The organism is uncultured Phycicoccus sp., assembly GCF_947495705.1.
In the GTDB taxonomy this organism is placed as follows: Bacteria; Actinomycetota; Actinomycetes; order Actinomycetales; family Dermatophilaceae; genus Phycicoccus.
In genome coordinates this window covers 594,661-611,040 of the sequence record NZ_CANLZR010000001.1, presented here as the reverse complement: position 1 = coordinate 611,040, position 16,380 = coordinate 594,661, and the positions used below count along the sequence as shown (strand labels likewise).

General features: G+C 73.1%; 11 protein-coding genes and 1 riboswitch. Of the genes, 3 read left to right on the top strand and 8 right to left on the bottom strand.

Annotated features, from left to right (window positions below):
* Window positions 1-141: 141 nt before the first annotated feature.
* A complete protein-coding gene (locus Q0963_RS02870; RefSeq protein WP_299442191.1) occupies window positions 142-1,434 on the bottom strand; it encodes an HNH endonuclease signature motif containing protein in 1,293 nt (430 codons plus the stop codon).
* A gap of 216 nt (window positions 1,435-1,650) precedes the next feature.
* Window positions 1,651-1,749, top strand: a riboswitch (SAM riboswitch).
* 45 nt (window positions 1,750-1,794) lie between these two features.
* Here Q0963_RS02870 and Q0963_RS02865 point away from each other — a divergent pair.
* A complete protein-coding gene (locus Q0963_RS02865) occupies window positions 1,795-2,157 on the top strand; it encodes a hypothetical protein (RefSeq protein ID WP_299442188.1) in 363 nt (120 codons plus the stop codon).
* Between the two features lie 85 nt (window positions 2,158-2,242).
* On the opposite strand, the gene Q0963_RS02860 is transcribed toward Q0963_RS02865, so the two are convergent.
* Complete coding sequence (locus tag Q0963_RS02860; RefSeq protein WP_299442185.1) at window positions 2,243-3,253, bottom strand: aldo/keto reductase family protein; 1,011 nt, start codon at window positions 3,251-3,253, stop codon at window positions 2,243-2,245.
* A 67-nt stretch (window positions 3,254-3,320) separates the two neighbouring features.
* Window positions 3,321-4,235, bottom strand: a complete 915-nt coding sequence (locus Q0963_RS02855) for a hypothetical protein (protein ID WP_299442182.1) — start codon at window positions 4,233-4,235, stop codon at window positions 3,321-3,323.
* Between the two features lie 406 nt (window positions 4,236-4,641).
* Between Q0963_RS02855 and Q0963_RS02850 the strand changes: the two genes are divergently transcribed.
* Both Q0963_RS02850 and Q0963_RS02845 read left to right on the top strand, forming a co-directional pair.
* On the top strand, window positions 4,642-8,373 hold the full coding sequence (locus tag Q0963_RS02850; RefSeq protein WP_299442179.1) for an OmpA family protein: 3,732 nt from the start codon (window positions 4,642-4,644) through the stop codon (window positions 8,371-8,373).
* Between the two features lie 19 nt (window positions 8,374-8,392).
* Window positions 8,393-9,367, top strand: coding sequence for a hypothetical protein (locus tag Q0963_RS02845; RefSeq protein WP_299442176.1), 975 nt, complete (start codon window positions 8,393-8,395; stop codon window positions 9,365-9,367).
* A 6-nt stretch (window positions 9,368-9,373) separates the two neighbouring features.
* Here the strand turns inward: Q0963_RS02845 and Q0963_RS02840 are convergent, their stop codons facing one another.
* Genes Q0963_RS02840 through Q0963_RS02820 form a run of 5 tightly spaced genes read right to left on the bottom strand, consistent with a single transcriptional unit; the run spans window position 9,374 to window position 16,378 of the window.
* A complete protein-coding gene (locus tag Q0963_RS02840) occupies window positions 9,374-11,689 on the bottom strand; it encodes a glycoside hydrolase family 3 N-terminal domain-containing protein (RefSeq protein ID WP_299442174.1) in 2,316 nt (771 codons plus the stop codon).
* Window positions 11,676-13,250, bottom strand: coding sequence for a glycoside hydrolase family 5 protein (locus Q0963_RS02835; protein ID WP_299442171.1), 1,575 nt, complete (start codon window positions 13,248-13,250; stop codon window positions 11,676-11,678). Before Q0963_RS02835 ends, Q0963_RS02840 begins: the two co-directional genes overlap by 14 nt.
* Window positions 13,247-14,071, bottom strand: a complete 825-nt coding sequence (locus Q0963_RS02830) for a carbohydrate ABC transporter permease (protein ID WP_299442168.1) — start codon at window positions 14,069-14,071, stop codon at window positions 13,247-13,249. Before Q0963_RS02830 ends, Q0963_RS02835 begins: the two co-directional genes overlap by 4 nt.
* Window positions 14,064-15,119, bottom strand: coding sequence for a carbohydrate ABC transporter permease (locus Q0963_RS02825; protein WP_299442165.1), 1,056 nt, complete (start codon window positions 15,117-15,119; stop codon window positions 14,064-14,066). Before Q0963_RS02825 ends, Q0963_RS02830 begins: the two co-directional genes overlap by 8 nt.
* Complete coding sequence (locus tag Q0963_RS02820) at window positions 15,116-16,378, bottom strand: extracellular solute-binding protein (RefSeq protein ID WP_299442163.1); 1,263 nt, start codon at window positions 16,376-16,378, stop codon at window positions 15,116-15,118. Before Q0963_RS02820 ends, Q0963_RS02825 begins: the two co-directional genes overlap by 4 nt.
* Window positions 16,379-16,380: the final 2 nt, after the last annotated feature.

Sequence of the window (16,380 nt, the reverse complement as noted above, 5' to 3'; positions counted from 1 at the left end):
GCTTCCCGTCGTGCGGCACCGAGCAGCCCCCGGCTCACGGTTCTGCAACCAGTGCGGGGCACCGACCTCCGCCGCCCGGGCGGACCCGCAGCCACGCCTCGTGCCCCGGCACCGTCAGGGGTGCCGGGGTGTGGGGCAGGGTCACGCGGGTTCTCGGGCGGCGAGCTGCGCCAGCCGCAGGTCGTAGGAGCCCACGGTGACGTCCCACTTCACCCGCTGGCCCTCGCCGTCGGAGACGACCTCGCCCGTCAGCCGTCGCTGATGGACCACGGTGTGGTGGCGCTCGCACAACAGGGCGGCGTTGCACAGGTCGGTGGCGCCGCCGTCGGCCCAGTGGACGAGGTGATGCGCGTCGGTCCACTGCGCGGGCATGTCGCAGCCGGGGTAGGTGCAATGCCGGTCGCGCAGCCACAGCCGCCGGGTCTGGCCACCGGTGAACAACCGGCGGGCCCGCCCCAGGTCGGCAACCTCGGCCACGCCGTCGAGGACGACCGGGACGACCTGCGCATCGCACGCGAGCCGCCGCGCGGTCTCGGGCGCGAGGTGCACCCCGGCCTCCGGCCCGGCGACGGTCTCGGCCGCCCCGGTCACCCCGGTGCGCAGCGTCTCGAGAGGAACCTGGACCAGGAGCGTCGTCTTCGCGTGCGGCCCCACCTGGTCGCCGGCAGCCACGGCCCGGCGCACGAGCGAGACCAGGGCCTCGCCGCGGCGGCGCTCGCCGGAGCGCAGGTCACGCTCACCCTCGGTCGGCCGCGGTGCGGACAACGGCCCCAGCGCCGCCTCGAGCACGGCCCGGCCCTCGGGATCGAGCGTCAGCCGGTACTCCGCCAGCCCGAGCGGGTCGACCCGAGGCCGGGACAGCGCGACGAACCGCCTCGCCGCGTCCTGCTCGCGCTGGAGCACCCCGTCGCGGCCGTACCGGGCCAGGATCGCGGACCGCAGCTGCCGGCAGGCGCCCGGACCGTGCTGCTCGGTGACCTCGACCATCCCGGCGACGACGGCCTCCTCCACCCCTTCGGCCAGCAGCGGGCGCAACCGGTCGGCCTCGGCCACGACGACCGCCGCCGAGCGCACCGGCAGGCTGCCTCCCTGCACAGCCGCCTTGACCGGCGAGTTGCCCGGCACCGCGAAGGCCTCGGCGACCGCGACCACCTGCGCCGCGCCCCCGGCACGCCACGTGGGCGCGTGCGCCCGGAGCCACTGCACCGGCGTCATCGCCCGCTCGTCGCGCCGCGGCTCACCCCGCTCGACGGCCTCGCGGACCACCGCCACCGTCGCCGCCTCGCACGCCTGATGGAGGCCACCGATCTCACCTGCGAGCTCCCCGAGCGCGGCGCCACCGGCCCGCCACAGGTCCGCGGGCAGCGCGCGCAACGCCGAGACCGCGTCGGCGATCGCCGAGCGGTGCTCGTCGAGTGCGGATCCCCCTGCCATGACCCGACACTACGGGCGACCACCGACACTGCCCCAGCCCCGGAGACGCATCTGTGGACGACTCCCGCCGAACCACGGATCTGTGGACAACCCGCCGCCCGCCGGGCGAAACAGCCTGGGGCACAGCCCTGTCGGACGACCGGATGGCCGCGCCGGACCACCTACCCGACCATCTATCCGACCGCCTGTCGGACCCCTCCCCTATCGTCTCCACCAGCTCACGAGTGACGGTGCGAAGCCCTGGCTGGCCGTCCGGCAACCTCTGCCGCAGAGGTGCCCCAGGTGACGAGCAGGTCCATCCGACAACAGCGGACTCCGCCGGGCGAGCGCCCAGGGGTCCCGACCCCTGAAGGAGCAACGATGCCCACTCCCCTTTCCGGCACCCCCGAAGACCGCAGCCACCGCCCGCCGCGCCGCTACTACGTCCCGATCGTCCCGCCACGGACTCCCCCGCGGCCCCCCAGCGGCGCGACGAACCCCTACCGCGACATCGCGTTCGGCAGCCTCTTCGACCCGACGGCGCCCCCGCACGACGACGAGACCCTGCGCGAGCTGTGCCGGGGCATCAACTGGTCCCGTGAGCACACGGAGACCCCGGTGATGGAGGGCGTCGCGGCCATGCTGCTGCAGCACGCGATGCGGGCCCTGCACGACCGCGGCCTCGACCCGTGGTCCTGGTGCGACGGCCGGGAGACCGGCGTCCCGCCCCTCCTCGAGGACTGACCCGCCCGACCCCCGGCCGCACGCACGCGGGCGGCCGTCGCCCCGGTCCGGGACGGCGGCCGCCGGCGTGCGGTGGCAGCGGAGGTCAGGCGACCCGCGCCTGCGGCGCCGTCTTGGCCGTCATCGCCGGGTCGCGCACGACGACGTCACCCAGCGCGTCGTCGATCGCCTGCATCGCCGACGCCTCGAGCCGGACGCCCGCGGCCTTGACGTTGCTCTCGACCTGCTCGGGGCGCGACGCCCCGACGATCGCCGCGGCGACGTTGTCGTTCTGCAGCACCCACGCGATGGCGAGCTGGGCCATCGTCAGGCCCGCCTCGTCGGCGATGGGCTGCAGCTTCTGCACCCGCGTGAGGATGTCGTCGTCCATGAACCGCTTGATCATGTCGGCGCCGCCCTTCTCGTCGGTGGCGCGCGAGCCGGCGGGCGGGGCCTGCCCGGGCTTGTACTTGCCGGTGAGGATGCCCTGGGCGATGGGGCTCCACACGATCTGGCTGACGCCGAGCTCCTCGCTCGCGGGCACGACCTCGCCCTCGATGACCCGCCACAGCATCGAGTACTGCGGCTGGCTCGAGATGAGCTGGATGCCGAGGTCCTTCGCGAGCGCGTGCCCGGCGCGGATCTGGTCGGCGGTCCACTCGCTGACCCCGATGTAGAGGGCCTTGCCCTGCCGGACGACGTCGGCGAAGGCCTGCATCGTCTCCTCGAGCGGGGTCTCGGTGTCGTACCGGTGCGCCTGGTACAGGTCGACGTAGTCGGTCTGCAGGCGGGTCAGCGACCCGTTGATCGACTCGAGAATGTGCTTGCGGGACAGGCCGGTGTCGTTCTTGCCGCCCGGGCCGGTGGGCCAGTAGACCTTCGTGAAGATCTCGAGGCTCTCGCGGCGCTCGCCCTTGAGGGCCTCACCGAGCACCGTCTCGGCCTTGGTGTTGGCGTACACGTCGGCGGTGTCGAAGGTGCTGATGCCGTGCTCCAGCGCGGCCCGCACGCACGCCGTCGCCGCGTCGTTCTCGACCTGGGAGCCGTGGGTGAGCCAGTTGCCGTAGGTGATCTCGGAGATCTTGAGTCCGCTGTTGCCGAGGTATCGGAAGTCCATGGCCTCACCGTAAGCCTCACCCCCGACGCCGTGGGGCGCCGGGGGCGAAGGTCAGACAGCGGCGGCGTCAGGCCGGGGCGCTGACCCCCGGGCGCCGGTCGTCGGACGCCTCGCCGAGGGCGTTGCGGCAGAGCCGTGCGAGGAGGTCGGCGAGCTCGGGCATGTCGTCGAGGGGCAGCGGGCGCAGCGGGCCGTCGGGGGTGTGCGTGACCCAGCGCAGGCCCGAGCCGTAGCGGTGCAGCAGCGCCTCGGCGTCGACGTTGAGGTCGGCGACCGCGAGGTCGACGCGGGACAGCTCGACGACCCCGATGGCGGACAGGTCGTCGTGCCGGCCGCGGTGCGTCGCCTGCAGCGCGTGGCAGCGCACCGCCGTGAGCCCCGGAGCGGCGGCGAAGGCCTGACGGGCCACCGCGATCAGCAGCCCGGCAACGACCTGCCGGTGCAGCTGCGCCCGGTGCGAGCGCGACGCCCGCCGGATCGACAGGTCGCCCCCGACGAGGTGCACCGACTCCGACGGCAGGACGTGCTCGCCGGGGATGAGCACGGCGACGTCGAGCAGCCCGCCGGCCACCGAGACCGGCGAGGCCGGGGTGTCGGTGGACTGGAAGACCCCGCGCAGGTGCTGCTCGACGACGACGGGGTCGTTGCCGCACAGCGCGTTCCACCAGGCGTCGAGCCGGCGCTCCTCGCGCTCGGTCCAGTTGCTGCTGGCGGCCATCGCCTCGTCGATGTCGTGGTGGGCCATCTCTTCAGCGGTCCGAACGGCGCGACGCCGGTTCGACACGTCGAACCAGCGGACTCCCTCTCGCGCCAGCTCGGCCCGCCGGCGGCGGATGGCGTCCTCGTTGACCGGCTGCCGGTCGGCGACGACCGGCCGCTGGACGGGGGGGTACCACGCGCGGTGGAGCGAGACGAGGGCGTCCTCCTCCTCGAGGATCGCCTGGGCGCGCTCCGCCTTGGCCGGGGAGACGGTGGAGGACACGCGGACGAGGGTGCGACTGGGCGCCGGCCCCGTGGAACGGGTGATGCCGTGGGATCCCTGTTCGGTCGCGCTCTGACGTGGCAGCCTGAGGCTGCCCCGACCGAAGGTGTCCTGAAGCCCGGGGCTCGGCACACGGAAGCTGGTGGCGGACACCAGCCCCACCGATACGTTCACTCGTCCGTCTCCTACTCCTCCCCTGCGTAAGCGGAATTATTCCCCGGGCCGCCCACTTTGCGGGGCACTTGACCCTTCTTTACCAAGTTGAGGGAGGTTCTTTACCTTCTCCTTACCCTCACGTCACAGGTGGCACTGATAAGGGCTGGGCGGTATCACCGCGGACGCGCCGGCCTCCTCCCCTCCGACGGCACCGTCGAGCGACGGACTGCCCGCTCCCAGGAGGTCCGCCGTGTTCAACGAGAAGATGATGTACAGCCGGGGTTTCGACCAGCGCGGCAAGCTGCAGTCGGCCGTGCCGTGGGCGCTCGGCCCGGACTCCCCCGTGTGGGACGACGACAGCGAGACCACGCACGCGCTGGCCCGTCAGTACGTCGACCTCAAGGTCGACCAGAGCCGGCGGATGGTCGAGTCGCTCGAGAAGCTCGTCGAGACGATGAACGCGCTGCCGAGCACCGCCGCCACCCAGCGCGCGCCGCAGGTCATCGGCCGGCTCGAGCAGCCGGACGGGTCGCCGGCCGAGCGCGTTCAGGTGACCCTGGAGGTCGCCGGGGGCAGCGCGTCCGACTCGCGCACCGCCACCGCGCTCACCTCGTCCGACGGCAGCTTCGTCATCGCCCTGCCCGTGGGGGCCCGCGGCACCGACGTCGCCGTCGCCCTCGTCGCCACCTCCCGCGACGGCGTGCAGCGCGTGGCCGACGCCCTGCGCCACCTCCAGCCCAGCGGGGTCCTGCCCCCGGTCCGGCTCCCCCAGGCCGCTCCCCCGCTGCCCCCGAGCCTCATCGCCGCGCTGCGCGACCTCGTCGACGGCATCGCGACGACCGAGGACGACGAGCCGGGGCACCGGCACGGCTCCACCCCCGCCATCGCGGTCGGCGAGGACGACTGCATGGTCGTCTTCCGCAAGGACTCCTCCAGCGACCGCTTCCCGTACGGAGTGCTGTTCCGCCTCACCGACCCCGCGCTCAGCGAGCCGACCCTGCGCTTCGGCCTGCCGACCAAGTTCGACAGGAGCGGCACGTCGTTCACCTTCTACGGGCCGACCTCCCCCGAGACCCGGCTCGCCCGCAAGCTGTCCCGGATGCGCTTCCACCTCACCGAGCGCGTCCCCGTGGACCGGCCGATCGACGTCGAGGCGTTCCGCGAGGGCCTGGCCGTCGACCGGCCCTGGGGCGGGGTGCCCGTCGCCGGGTCGCTCGCCATCGGCTACGTCGTCCAGATGGCGCAGCGGTGGACCCCGCTCGGCCTCGCGCTCGGCGACCTCGTCTACTCGCTGCCGCTGGCGCCCGGGGAGCAGCAGCGGGTCGCGGTCATGGAGCGCAGCGCCTCCTCCAGCGTCGTCGAGAGCGAGCGGCTGGACTCCAGCGAGCAGATGTCCTTCGCCGAGCGGGACGAGTCCTCGGCCACGTCGACGTTCGCGTCGGCGTTCAACGAGGTCGCCTCCGGCGGGTCGCACTACGACACCGAGGCCAGCTCGTTCTCGGTCGCGGCCGCGGTGGGCGGCGGCGGGGTGTTCCCGTTCGGCTGCGTCGCCGGCGGGGTGGCGACGAGCTTCGGCACCTCGAGCTCGTCGGGCAACACGAACACGTGGATGAACGGCGCCCGCAACTCGACGTCGCAGGCCGCGCAGAACACGCACGCCTCGGTGCAGCGCCAGGCCGCGGCGCGGCGCAGCTCGTCGCGGACCGCGATGCGGCTGGCCACGGCACACGAGACGACCGAGATCGTCACGAAGGTCATCACGAACCACAACAAGACCCGCGCCCTGACGATGCAGTACTGGGAGGTGCAGCGGCTCTTCGACGTGACGACCGTCGCCGAGGGCGTCAACCTCGTCTGCCTCGTGCCGCTCGAGGTCATCAAGTTCCTGCCCCCCGGCATGCCGCCGCGCGTCACCGACGCCCCGGACACCCGCGACGAGGTGCTCGACCGGTACGGCCGGATGCTCACCCACGCCGACGTGCTGACCCGCGTGGTGCCGCGCCGGCACCGCCGCGGCCTGAGCCTGCTCACCGACTTCGCGGCGAACCCGACAACCGCCGTCGCCGACGAGAACGCCCCGTCGACCGAGGTGCTGACCATCCGGGCGACGGGCACGTTCCTCGCGACCGACGAGGTGTTCGTCACCGTCCTCGGCCGGCGCGGGATGCGGATCGGGCCGGTGCGCCTCGACGGCAACCCGGCGTACGCCCCGCCCACCGGCACGACCGCGCTCGCCTCGGAGGAGGCGCTGTTCGGGGCGCTGCGCCGGGCCCGGCAGTCCGCCACCCCGGTGCCGTGGACGGCCCGGGTGTCGCTGCCTCCGTCGCTGCCGCGCCAGGACGTCACCGGCTTCGAGATCACCCGCCGCACCCGGCGCCTCGACTACACCTTCGCCCCGCCGCTCGTCGCCGACCTCGGCACGGCCACCGGGATGCTCGGCCCGCTCGGGTCGCTCGGGGACGCCGTGCTCAAGGCCGCGCTCGACAAGCCGTCGGTCACCCGCTCGTACCGCTCGGACCGGATCGAGACCGAGCTCGGCGGCCCACGGGTCGGCACGTTCTCGGCGGTCCTCGACAGCCCCGGCGTCTCCGGCGGCGCGGGCGGCGGGACTCCGGTGCCCGGCGCGGTCGAGCTGGTGGCCGGCGGCTTCGGCGGCGGCGTCGAGCTGCCCTCGTCGACCTTCCCGGTCGCGGCCCGCGGCATCCCGCCGGTGCTGTCGTACGCGTCGGTGCTCGAGATCGAGAAGACCTTCCAGTGGGTCGTGCGCAACACGATGACGTGCAGCCTCGCCGTCTTCGCCTCGCTCACCCCCGAGGAGCGGGCGGTGATGCTCGAGCGCTACGAGATCGAGCTGCCCCCGGACGAGAACGGCAACGCCCGGCCCGGTGTGCCGCTGCTGTCGTGCATCACGAACAACGTCCTCGGCTGGTACGGCAACTCGATGGTGCTGCCGTTCATCATCCCGGCCGCGATCACCGAGGCCACGGGCAAGTGGCAGGTCGACGACGCCGGCGTGCGGCGGCTCGTCGAGCCCGGGATCACGACCGGCGACATCCAGGACGCGCTCACCCGCTTCCACACCGACGGGTTCGCCCCGCCGCGCTCGACGATCGCGCTGCCGACCAAGGGCGTGCTCGGCGAGGCCGTGCTCGGGCACTGCCCGTCGGCGGAGAAGATCGACCTCACCCGGTTCTGGAACTGGCAGGACTCCCCCGGCGACGAGGCGACCCAGATCGCCCCGGTCTCGATGCCCGGCAGCTCGCTGCTCACCGGGGCGTCGGCGCCGAGCGCCCTCACCGGGCTCACCCCGCAGATCCAGAACTTCAGCATGGCCCCGCCGACGGTCGACACCTCGCTGGCCACCGCGCTCATCGCCGCGGCCAAGGACGCCAAGGGCTTCGACATCGGGGCGCTGACCAACGCCGGCAACCTCACGACGCTCGGCGGCAAGACCATCGACACCGCCGAGGCCGCCCGCAAGGACGCCCTGGCGTCGGCGACGAAGCTCGCCGAGAAGGCGATGGAGACCTCGGCGAACATCTACACCGGGAAGAAGGCCGAGGCGGGCAAGGAGACCCCGAAGCCCGGCGGCGAGCCCAAGCCCAAACCGGAGCCGGGGCCCAACCCCGCCGAGCCCGACCCCGAGCCCAAGCCCACCCCGCCGCAGACGGCCTCGGTGCACTTCGCCCACGACGAGGACGACCTGACCGTCGCGCCGGCCCCCGCCGACGTCACCGCGCTCGACGCGCTCGTCACGAAGGCCAAGGACGCAGGAGCCACCGGCGCCGTCGTCCGCGGCTTCGCCTCCCCCGAGGGGACGGCCGCGCACAACGTCGACCTCGCCCACCGGCGCGCGGACGCCGTCATCGCGCACCTCGCGACGCTGGGCCTGACCGCCACCCGGGCCGAGGGCGGGGTCCTCGCCGGAGCCCCCGGCGACTTCCCGAAGCTGCGTCGCGCCGACGTCGCCTTCACCTACTGAGCACGAGAGAGGCCACGCTATGAGCACCCAGCCCGACGCCGCCGAGGACGCCCTCGTCCTCGCGCTCACCGAGGTCATCAAGGGCGCGACGAGCCCGGAGATCCAGCAGGCCCAGGCGCTGCTGCTCCGGCGGCTCGCGACCCAGGGCGACGTCATCCCGTCGCGGATCCCCGCGCCGCTCAACATCACCGAGGTCGGCGGGTACCTCAACCTTTTGGGCACGCTCGGGGAGACGCGGATGCGCCGCGACATGCTCGGCGCCACCCTCGGGCTCGCGACGAGCGGGCTCGAGGAGACCTTCGGGGTCTCGACGCCGCCGCTGCGGCTCACGGCCGTCGCGAACCACCGGCCGTCCGGCGCGGCCGGCGCCGGGGTGCCGCTGTCGGTCGGGGTCCGCGAGGACCTCGCGCCCTCGCTGGTGGCGGCCCTCGTCGACCTCCAGGCCGCGGGTGGGCTGCTGCCGCTGTGGTCGCCGCCGCCGGCGCTGCCCGCACCGTCCGGGGGCACCGGGGCACCCCCGGACCCGCTGCCCTTCCTCGGTCGCCAGGTGTGGGTCGCCCCCGCCGCGGCGACCACCGACCCCGAGAACGACCCGGTCGTGCTGGGCCGGGCGGCGAGCGACGCCGCACCGGGGTACCGGCTCGGCATCCGGGTCGCCGACGGGACGCCCGGCGCGACCACGGAACAGTGGACCGGTCTGGCGTGGGACGCGGTGGGGAGGGGCTTCGTCGAGCGCGATCTCGGCTCGGTGCCCATGCTCCCCATCGAGACCGCGCTGGCCGCGACGGTGTTCGTGGCGCGCCGGGTGCCCGTCGCGCCCAGCAGCCGGGGCGACTACGGCTGGGCCGTGCTCACCGCCACCGCCGGGCTGCTGCCCGGGGCGTCACGGCTCGGCGACGAGCTGGCACTCGTGTGGTCGGGCGACGACATCGGCGCGAGCGCCTTCGCTCCGCACGTCGACGCGCTGTGGGACGGCCGTCGCTTCACGATCTGAACAGGGTCAGGACGGCGAGTCGCCGGCGTCCGTGATCTGGAAGCGGGCGCTGAGGAGCCGCTCCCGTTCCGACGAGGGGCCGACCCGCAGCTCGAACTCGCCGGCCTCCACCACCCGGCGGCCCGTCCTGTCGACGAGCGTGCACTCGCTCGCCGCCACCGTGAGCTCCACGAGGGTGGACTCGCCCGGGGGGATCTCGACCTGTCGGAACGCCTTGAGCTCCTGGTCGGCCCAGGTGGCGGAGGTGACCGTGTCGCTGACGTAGCACTGCACCGTCTCCAGCGCCGGTCGTCGCCCGGTGTTCGTCAGTCGGACCGTGGCACGGACGATGCCGCTCGGCCCGACGGTCGGGGTGAGGACTCGCAGGTCCTCGTACGTGACGGTCGTGTACGACCGGCCGTGCCCGAACGGGTAGGCGGGCTCCTGGGTCAGGTCGGCGTACCGGTCGCCGTGCTGACCGCGGACCTGGTTGTAGAAGACGGGCAGCTGGCCCGCGTGGCGAGGGAAGGAGACGGGCAGCCGCCCGGCCGGCTCGACGAGCCCGAGGACGAGCTCGGCGACGGCCACACCGCCGCGCATGCCCGGGTTGCCCGCCCAGACCACGGCGGCCGCTCCGGCCGTCGAGGGCGGGAGGACGAGCGGCTTTGAGGCCACGACGACGACGACGACCGGCGTCCCCGTGGCGACCAGGGCGTCGAGCAGCGCGACCTGGCCGCCCTGCAGCTCGAGGGTCGCGGTCGAGCGCCCCTCCCCGACGAGCTCGATCCGGTCGCCGACGACGGCGACGACCCAGTCGGCGTCGCGAGCGAGGGCGGTCGCCTCGCCGAGGGCTGCGGCGTCGACCGGAGCCGGGACGACGACGGGCGGGCGGGGCTGGCCGTCAGGAAGGAGGCCAGAGGCGGGGTCGTCCGCGAACGCGACGATGCCGGCCCCCACCGCATGGTCGATCTGCCAGGACGCGGGGGCGAGGGCGCGGAACCCGTCGAGGACCGTCTCGGTGAGCTCGCGGGGGTGACCGTCCGGGAGCATCCAGCCGACCTGGCCCGAGGCGCCGGCCCAGTCGCCCAGCTGGGCGTGGGGGTCGTCGGCGTTGGGGCCCACGACGAGCACCCTGCGGGACGGCCGACCGTCGGCGGAGGCGCGCCCGTCGGCCCCGCGGACGCAGCCGCCGTCCAGCGGCAGCGTGCCGTCGTTGTCCAGCAGCACGACCGACCGCCGCGCCACCTCGAGGTTGAGCGCGGCGTGCTCGGGGCACCCGATGACGAGGCGCTGGCGTCGGGCATCCGGGCGACGCGGGTCCTCGAAGAGCCCGAGCCGGAACTTCAGGGCCAGGATTCGGGAGACGGCGGCGTCGATGTCCCCCTCGCCGACCAGGCCCGCCGCGACGGCGTCCTGCGCCGCCTCGAAGAACGCCGGCGTCGTCATCACGACGTCGTTGCCCGAGCGGACGGCGGCAGCGGCCGCGGCGACGTCGTCGGCGAAGATCCGCTGCTCCCACACCATCCGCCCGACGTTGTCCCAGTCGGTGACCAGCACGCCCCGGTAGTCCCACTCCCCGCGCAGGACGTCGGTGAGCAGCCAGTCGTCGACCGTCACCGGCACCCCGTCCATCGACTGGTACCCCAGCATGACGCTGGCGCACCCGCCGCGCGCGACGCGTTCGAACGGCGGCAGGAACCAGGACCTCAGCTTGCGCCGGGAGATGTCGGCCTCGCTGGCGTCGCGTCCGCCCTGGGTCTCGGAGTACCCGGCGAAGTGCTTGGCCGTCGCGAGGACGGCCGTGGGGTCGTCCAGGCCGGCGCCCTGGTAGCCGCTGACCATGGCCGCTCCCAGCTCGCCGATGAGGTGCGGGTCCTCGCCGAACGTCTCCCCGACCCGGCCCCATCTGAGGTCGCGGGCGATGCACAGCACCGGCGAGAAGGTCCAGTGGATGCCGGTGGCCGCCACCTCCACGGCGGTGGCTCGCGCGGCCCGTTCGAGCAGGTCCGGTGACCACGAGCCGGCCATCGCCAGCTGGGTGGGGAAGATCGTCGCGCCCGCCCAGAACGAGTGGCCGTGGATGGCGTCCTCGGCGATGAGCAGCGGGATGCGCAGCCTGGTGCGCTCGGCGGCCGCATGGGCCGCGACGACGTCCGCCGGTGCGGTGTGCAGCAGCGAGCCGGCGTGCCGGTGCAGGACCGCGTCCTCGACCCCGGTCTGGGCGTCGAGCTGGAGCATCTGCCCGACCTTCTCGGGCAGGGTCATCCGGGCGAGCAGCGCGGCGACCCGCTCGTCCACGGACCGGGTGGTGTCCAGGTGCGCCGGGGGCTCAGGGGGCGTCATCGGCGCTCCGCCGGATGACGACCTGCGAGAGGGTGAAGCCGGCGTGGGAGTCGAGGCGCAGCGTGCTCGTGCCGGCCTGCGCCCGGGTCGTGCGTCCGGCCCAGCACTGGTCTCCCTCCGCCCCGTCCGTCGTCCGCGTGAGCGCGATGCCCGCCCCGTCGAGGTCCAGGGTGGGCAGCGGGCCGCTGCCGTGGACCTCGAGGTCCCACGATCCGGCGGTGACGAGCACCTCGGTCGCGACCGCCGCCCCCGGCTGCATCCGCCGGACGACGTCCGGGGCTGCCGGGCAGGGCGGGTACGAGTGGTCCACGACGGGTGCGGTGGGCGACTCCGACGCGTCGTCGGGCTGCCCCGTCCCCGCATCCGCCGCCCGCCCGCGCACCTCGATCGTCGAGGTGCCGGCGACCTCGGTGAGGCCGTAGGCGGCGACGTCCAGGGGCGCGCGCCGGAACACCGCGTTGACGACGTCCTCGCGCCGGGTGCACCGCCCGCTGTCGAGGTTGTGGAGCAGCTCGTCGAGGCACCGGGCGGCCGTCGCCGCGCTGGGGCGGGGGCCGGTGCCGGCGGCGTAGGCGACGATCCGCGACCACTCGGCGGGAGCGGTGACCGACAGCGGCGAGGTCAGGGTCTCGATCTTCTTCCACGGCCAGAGGTTCCAGCCGATCTCGTGACGCTCGTACAGGCTGTGGGCCGCGGCGAGCCACTGCGGGGAGTTCTCGCCCCCCTCGCCCATGTAGATCGGCAGGCCGAGTCGCTCCCGGGCCTCGAGGTAGGGCCGGATGCTCGCGTCGTCGGGCGGGGACCAGTACTTGTGGAACTGCAGGGCCGAGTTCGGGTCCCAGACCTCGGTGAAGATGTCCCAGTTGGTGGCCCAGTGCGTCCCCTCGTACATGAGCAGGTGGTCGGGGTCCACCGCGCGGATGGCCTCGGTGAGCCGCCGGTAGAGGCGCACCAGGGCGTCCGGGTAGACGTGCTGCCAGTGGTTCGGCAGCGGCTCGTTGAGCAGGTCGTAGCCGAGCACGGTCGGATCGTCGCGGTACCTGCCGGCGAGCGCGGTCCACAGCGCGACGGTCAGCTCCTCGTTGCGCGGGTCCATGAAGAGCTCGGGCCGCCCCCGGGAGTCGTCGATGTTCGTCCCGGTCTGGCCGCCCGGCGCCCCGTGCAGGTCGAGGAGCACGAGGAGGCCGTGGCGACCACACCAGGAGACGAGCCGGTCGACGAGCGCGAGCCCCTCTGGCCGCAGGTCGCCGTCCTCGGTCATGAGGACCCGCCAGTTGACGGGCAGCCGGACGTGGTCGAACCCGTCCGCGGCGATCATCGCGATGTCGGACTCGGCGACGAAGGTGTCGCGGAACCCGCGCCAGAACTCACCGGCCGCGTCGGGACCCACGAGCTGCTCGACGAGCGCCTCGATCTGGCGCGGGGAGGCGGCGGCGTCCCCGAACCCCCACATGTAGCCCTCGGGGAGCAGCCAGTTGCCCAGGCCGACCCCGCGCAACGTCAGCGGCGTGCCGTCCGCGGCGACGAGATGGCCGCGGACGGCGCGCACGGGCGGGGTCACTTCAGCCCCGACAGGGCGAAGCCCTGGACGATGTGCCGCTGGAAGATGACGAAGACGATGATGATCGGCACCACCATCACCGAGGCACCGGCCATCTGCAGCGTCGGGTTGATGGTGATCTGCTGGTTGAGGAGGGAGAGCCCCACCGCGAGGGTGTACTTGTCCTGCTCGGTGGCGATGACCAGGGGCCACAGGAAGCTGTTCCATGCGCCGATGAAGACGAGGACGCCCTGGACGGCGACGATCGGCTTCGACAGCGGCAGCACGATGGTCGTGAAGATGCGGAACTCCCCCGCGCCGTCGAGCCGGGCGGCCTCGAGGAGCTCGGTGGGGATCGTGGTCATGAACTGCCGGAAGAGGAAGATGCCGAACGCGCTCACGAGCATGGGGGCCGCGATCCCGAGCAGGGTGTTCGTCAGGTGCAGCTCGTTGAGGATGAGGTAGGTCGGGATCATCGAGACCTGGACCGGGATCATCAGGGTCGTCAGTACGGCGAGGAAGATCGCCTCGCGCCCGCGGAAGCGGAACTTCGCGAAGCCGTAGCCGGCCATGGCCATGAGGAACAGGCCGACGGCGCAGAACGCGACGACGACGACGGTGTTCACGAGGTACCGGGCGAAGTCGAGCTCGGTGAAGAGCCGGACGTAGGCGTCGAACGAGGGCCGCGACGGCAGGACCCGCGGAGGCACCGAGATCGCCTCGCTGGCCGGTTTCAGCGAGCTCGTGATCATCCAGAAGAAGGGGAACGAGGTGACCAGGGCCCCCAGCCCGAGGGCGGTCCCGGTGGCGATCACCAGGGGTCGTCTGCGGACGTCAGTCATCGCTACCTCGCAGTCGCAGCTGCACCGCGGTCACGGCGGCGATCAGGATGAACAGGATGATCGACCCGGCGCTCGCGTAGCCGAACTGGTTGAACGAGAAGCCGTTCTGGAAGATGAAGAGCGACACCGATGTCGTGGCACCCACCGGCCCGCCCTTGGTCAGGACGTACGGCTCGTCGAAGAACTGCAGCCAGCCGATGAGCGTGGTGACGGTGACGAAGAAGAGCGCGAACCTCAGCAACGGGAAGGTGACGAACCGGAACGTCGCCCATCGTCCGGCGCCGTCCAGAGCGGCCGCGTCGTGGTAGTCCTGCGGGATCGCCTGGAGCGCCGCGAGGAAGATGATGACGTTGAGGCCGGTGGCCCGCCAGATGGCCACGACTGCGACCGACACCCGGGCCGTGTTCGGGTCCGACAGCCAGCCGACCGGGCCGAGACCGACGAGCGCGAGGCCCTGGTTCAGCAGGCCGAACTGGCTGTTGTAGAGGTAGCCCCACACCAGGGCGACCGCCACGATCGCGGTGATGGCCGGCAGGAAGTAGAAGGCCCGCAGCACCGTGAACAGCCGGGACGTCGAGACGTTGAGCCCGACCGCGATCGTCAGCGACAGGGCGATGATGACCGGCACGCCGAGGACGACGAAGAGGGTCGTCGTCCGCAGCGCCTGCCAGAACTTCGGGTCCGAGAACAACCGTTCGTAGTTGTCCAGCCCGAGGAACCGGATCGTGCTCGGGTCGCCGAGCCCTCCGATGTCGAGGTCGGTCGTGCTGACGACCGCGGCGACGAGGATGGGGAGGATCCCGAACAGGGCCAGGAGCAGGCAGGCCGGGGCGATGAACAGGTACGGGGTGGCGCCGGCCCGGCGCCGCCCCCACGGTCCCGTTCGGCGCCGCGTCTGCCGGCCGGGGGCCCCCGGCCGGAGCAGGGACCACCGGCCCCGCCCCGCCCGGCTGACGGACTCACGCTCCTGGTGCACGTCGGCTCCTCGCGCGGCGAGGACGGCGGCGCCGCCGGGCGGGCGCCCGGCGGCGCGACCGTCGCTCGTCATCGGGCGTTGATCTCCTCGATCGTGGCGTACAGCGCCTTCAGCGAGCTGTCCTTGTCGGCACCGGTGAGGGCGATGGCGTTGAGCGTCTCGAGGATCGCGGCGTTGGCGGCGTCCCAGCGGGTGCTGATCGGCAGCGCCCTCGAGCTCGCGAGCTGGTCCGCGTACACGGCCACCATCGGGTCCTTCGTGAGCGCGGGGTCCTCGAAGGCGGCCGTGGCCGCGGGGAGCTCGCCGGTCGTCGTGAACCAGCTCACCTGCGTCGCGGGGTCGGCCATGAAGTCGAGCAGCTCCAGGGCCGCGTCCTTGTGCTCGCTGCCCTTCCAGATGCCGAGGTTCGACCCGGCGAACAGCGACATGTCGTTGTCACCGCTGGGGACGGTCGTGACGCCCCACTTGCCATCGAGGTCCGGCGCCTGCTCCCGGACCGCTGCCGCGAGGTAGGGACCGGAGACGAGCATCGGCGCCGCGCCGGAGATGAAGCCGGCCGCCTGGTCGAAGTCGCCCGCGGTCGGGACGGACCCGTCCGCGTAGAAGCCGAGGTAGTGGTCGGCCGCGGCACGGAAGGCGTCGGTGTCGATGGTGACCTTGCCCTCGCCGTCGACGACGTCACCACCGGCCTGCCAGGTGTAGGAGACCGGCAGGGGCGCGTCCCACTGCGGGATGTAGTAGCCGAACTGCCCCTTGCCGCGCGCGGCGAGCGTCTTGGCGTCGGCGCGGATCTCGTCCCACGTGGCGGGCGGCGCGTCGATGCCTGCCTCCTCGAGGATGTCGCTGCGGTAGAACAGGACTCGGGTGTCCCCGACCCACGGCACGGTGTAGGCGGCGCCGTCGGCGTGCAGGCTCGCGGGAGCGACGGCCTCGGGGAAGTTCTCCGGGGCCAGGTTGGGGTACGAGGCGAGGTTGCCCGAGATGTCCTCGAGCGCACCACCCTCGACGTAGGACGCCAGCAACGACAGGCCCACCTGCGTGACATCGGGCCCCTTGCCGGAGGCGACGGCGGTGGTCAGTCGGTCGTTGACGTTGTCCCACGGGATCGCCTCGACCTTGACGTCGATGCCGGTGTCCGCCGTGAAGGGCTGGACGACCTTCTCGAAGTTGGTGCCGGAGTCACCCATGACCCACACCGTGAGCGTCACGTCCTCCTTGGGCTCGGGCGTCTGCCCGCCGCCGGTCGCCTCCGACGACCCGCCACACCCGGCGAGCAGCAGCGCGCCCGCGACAGCCGGCGCGAGCAGAACCCTCGCGATTGGCTTGTTCATGA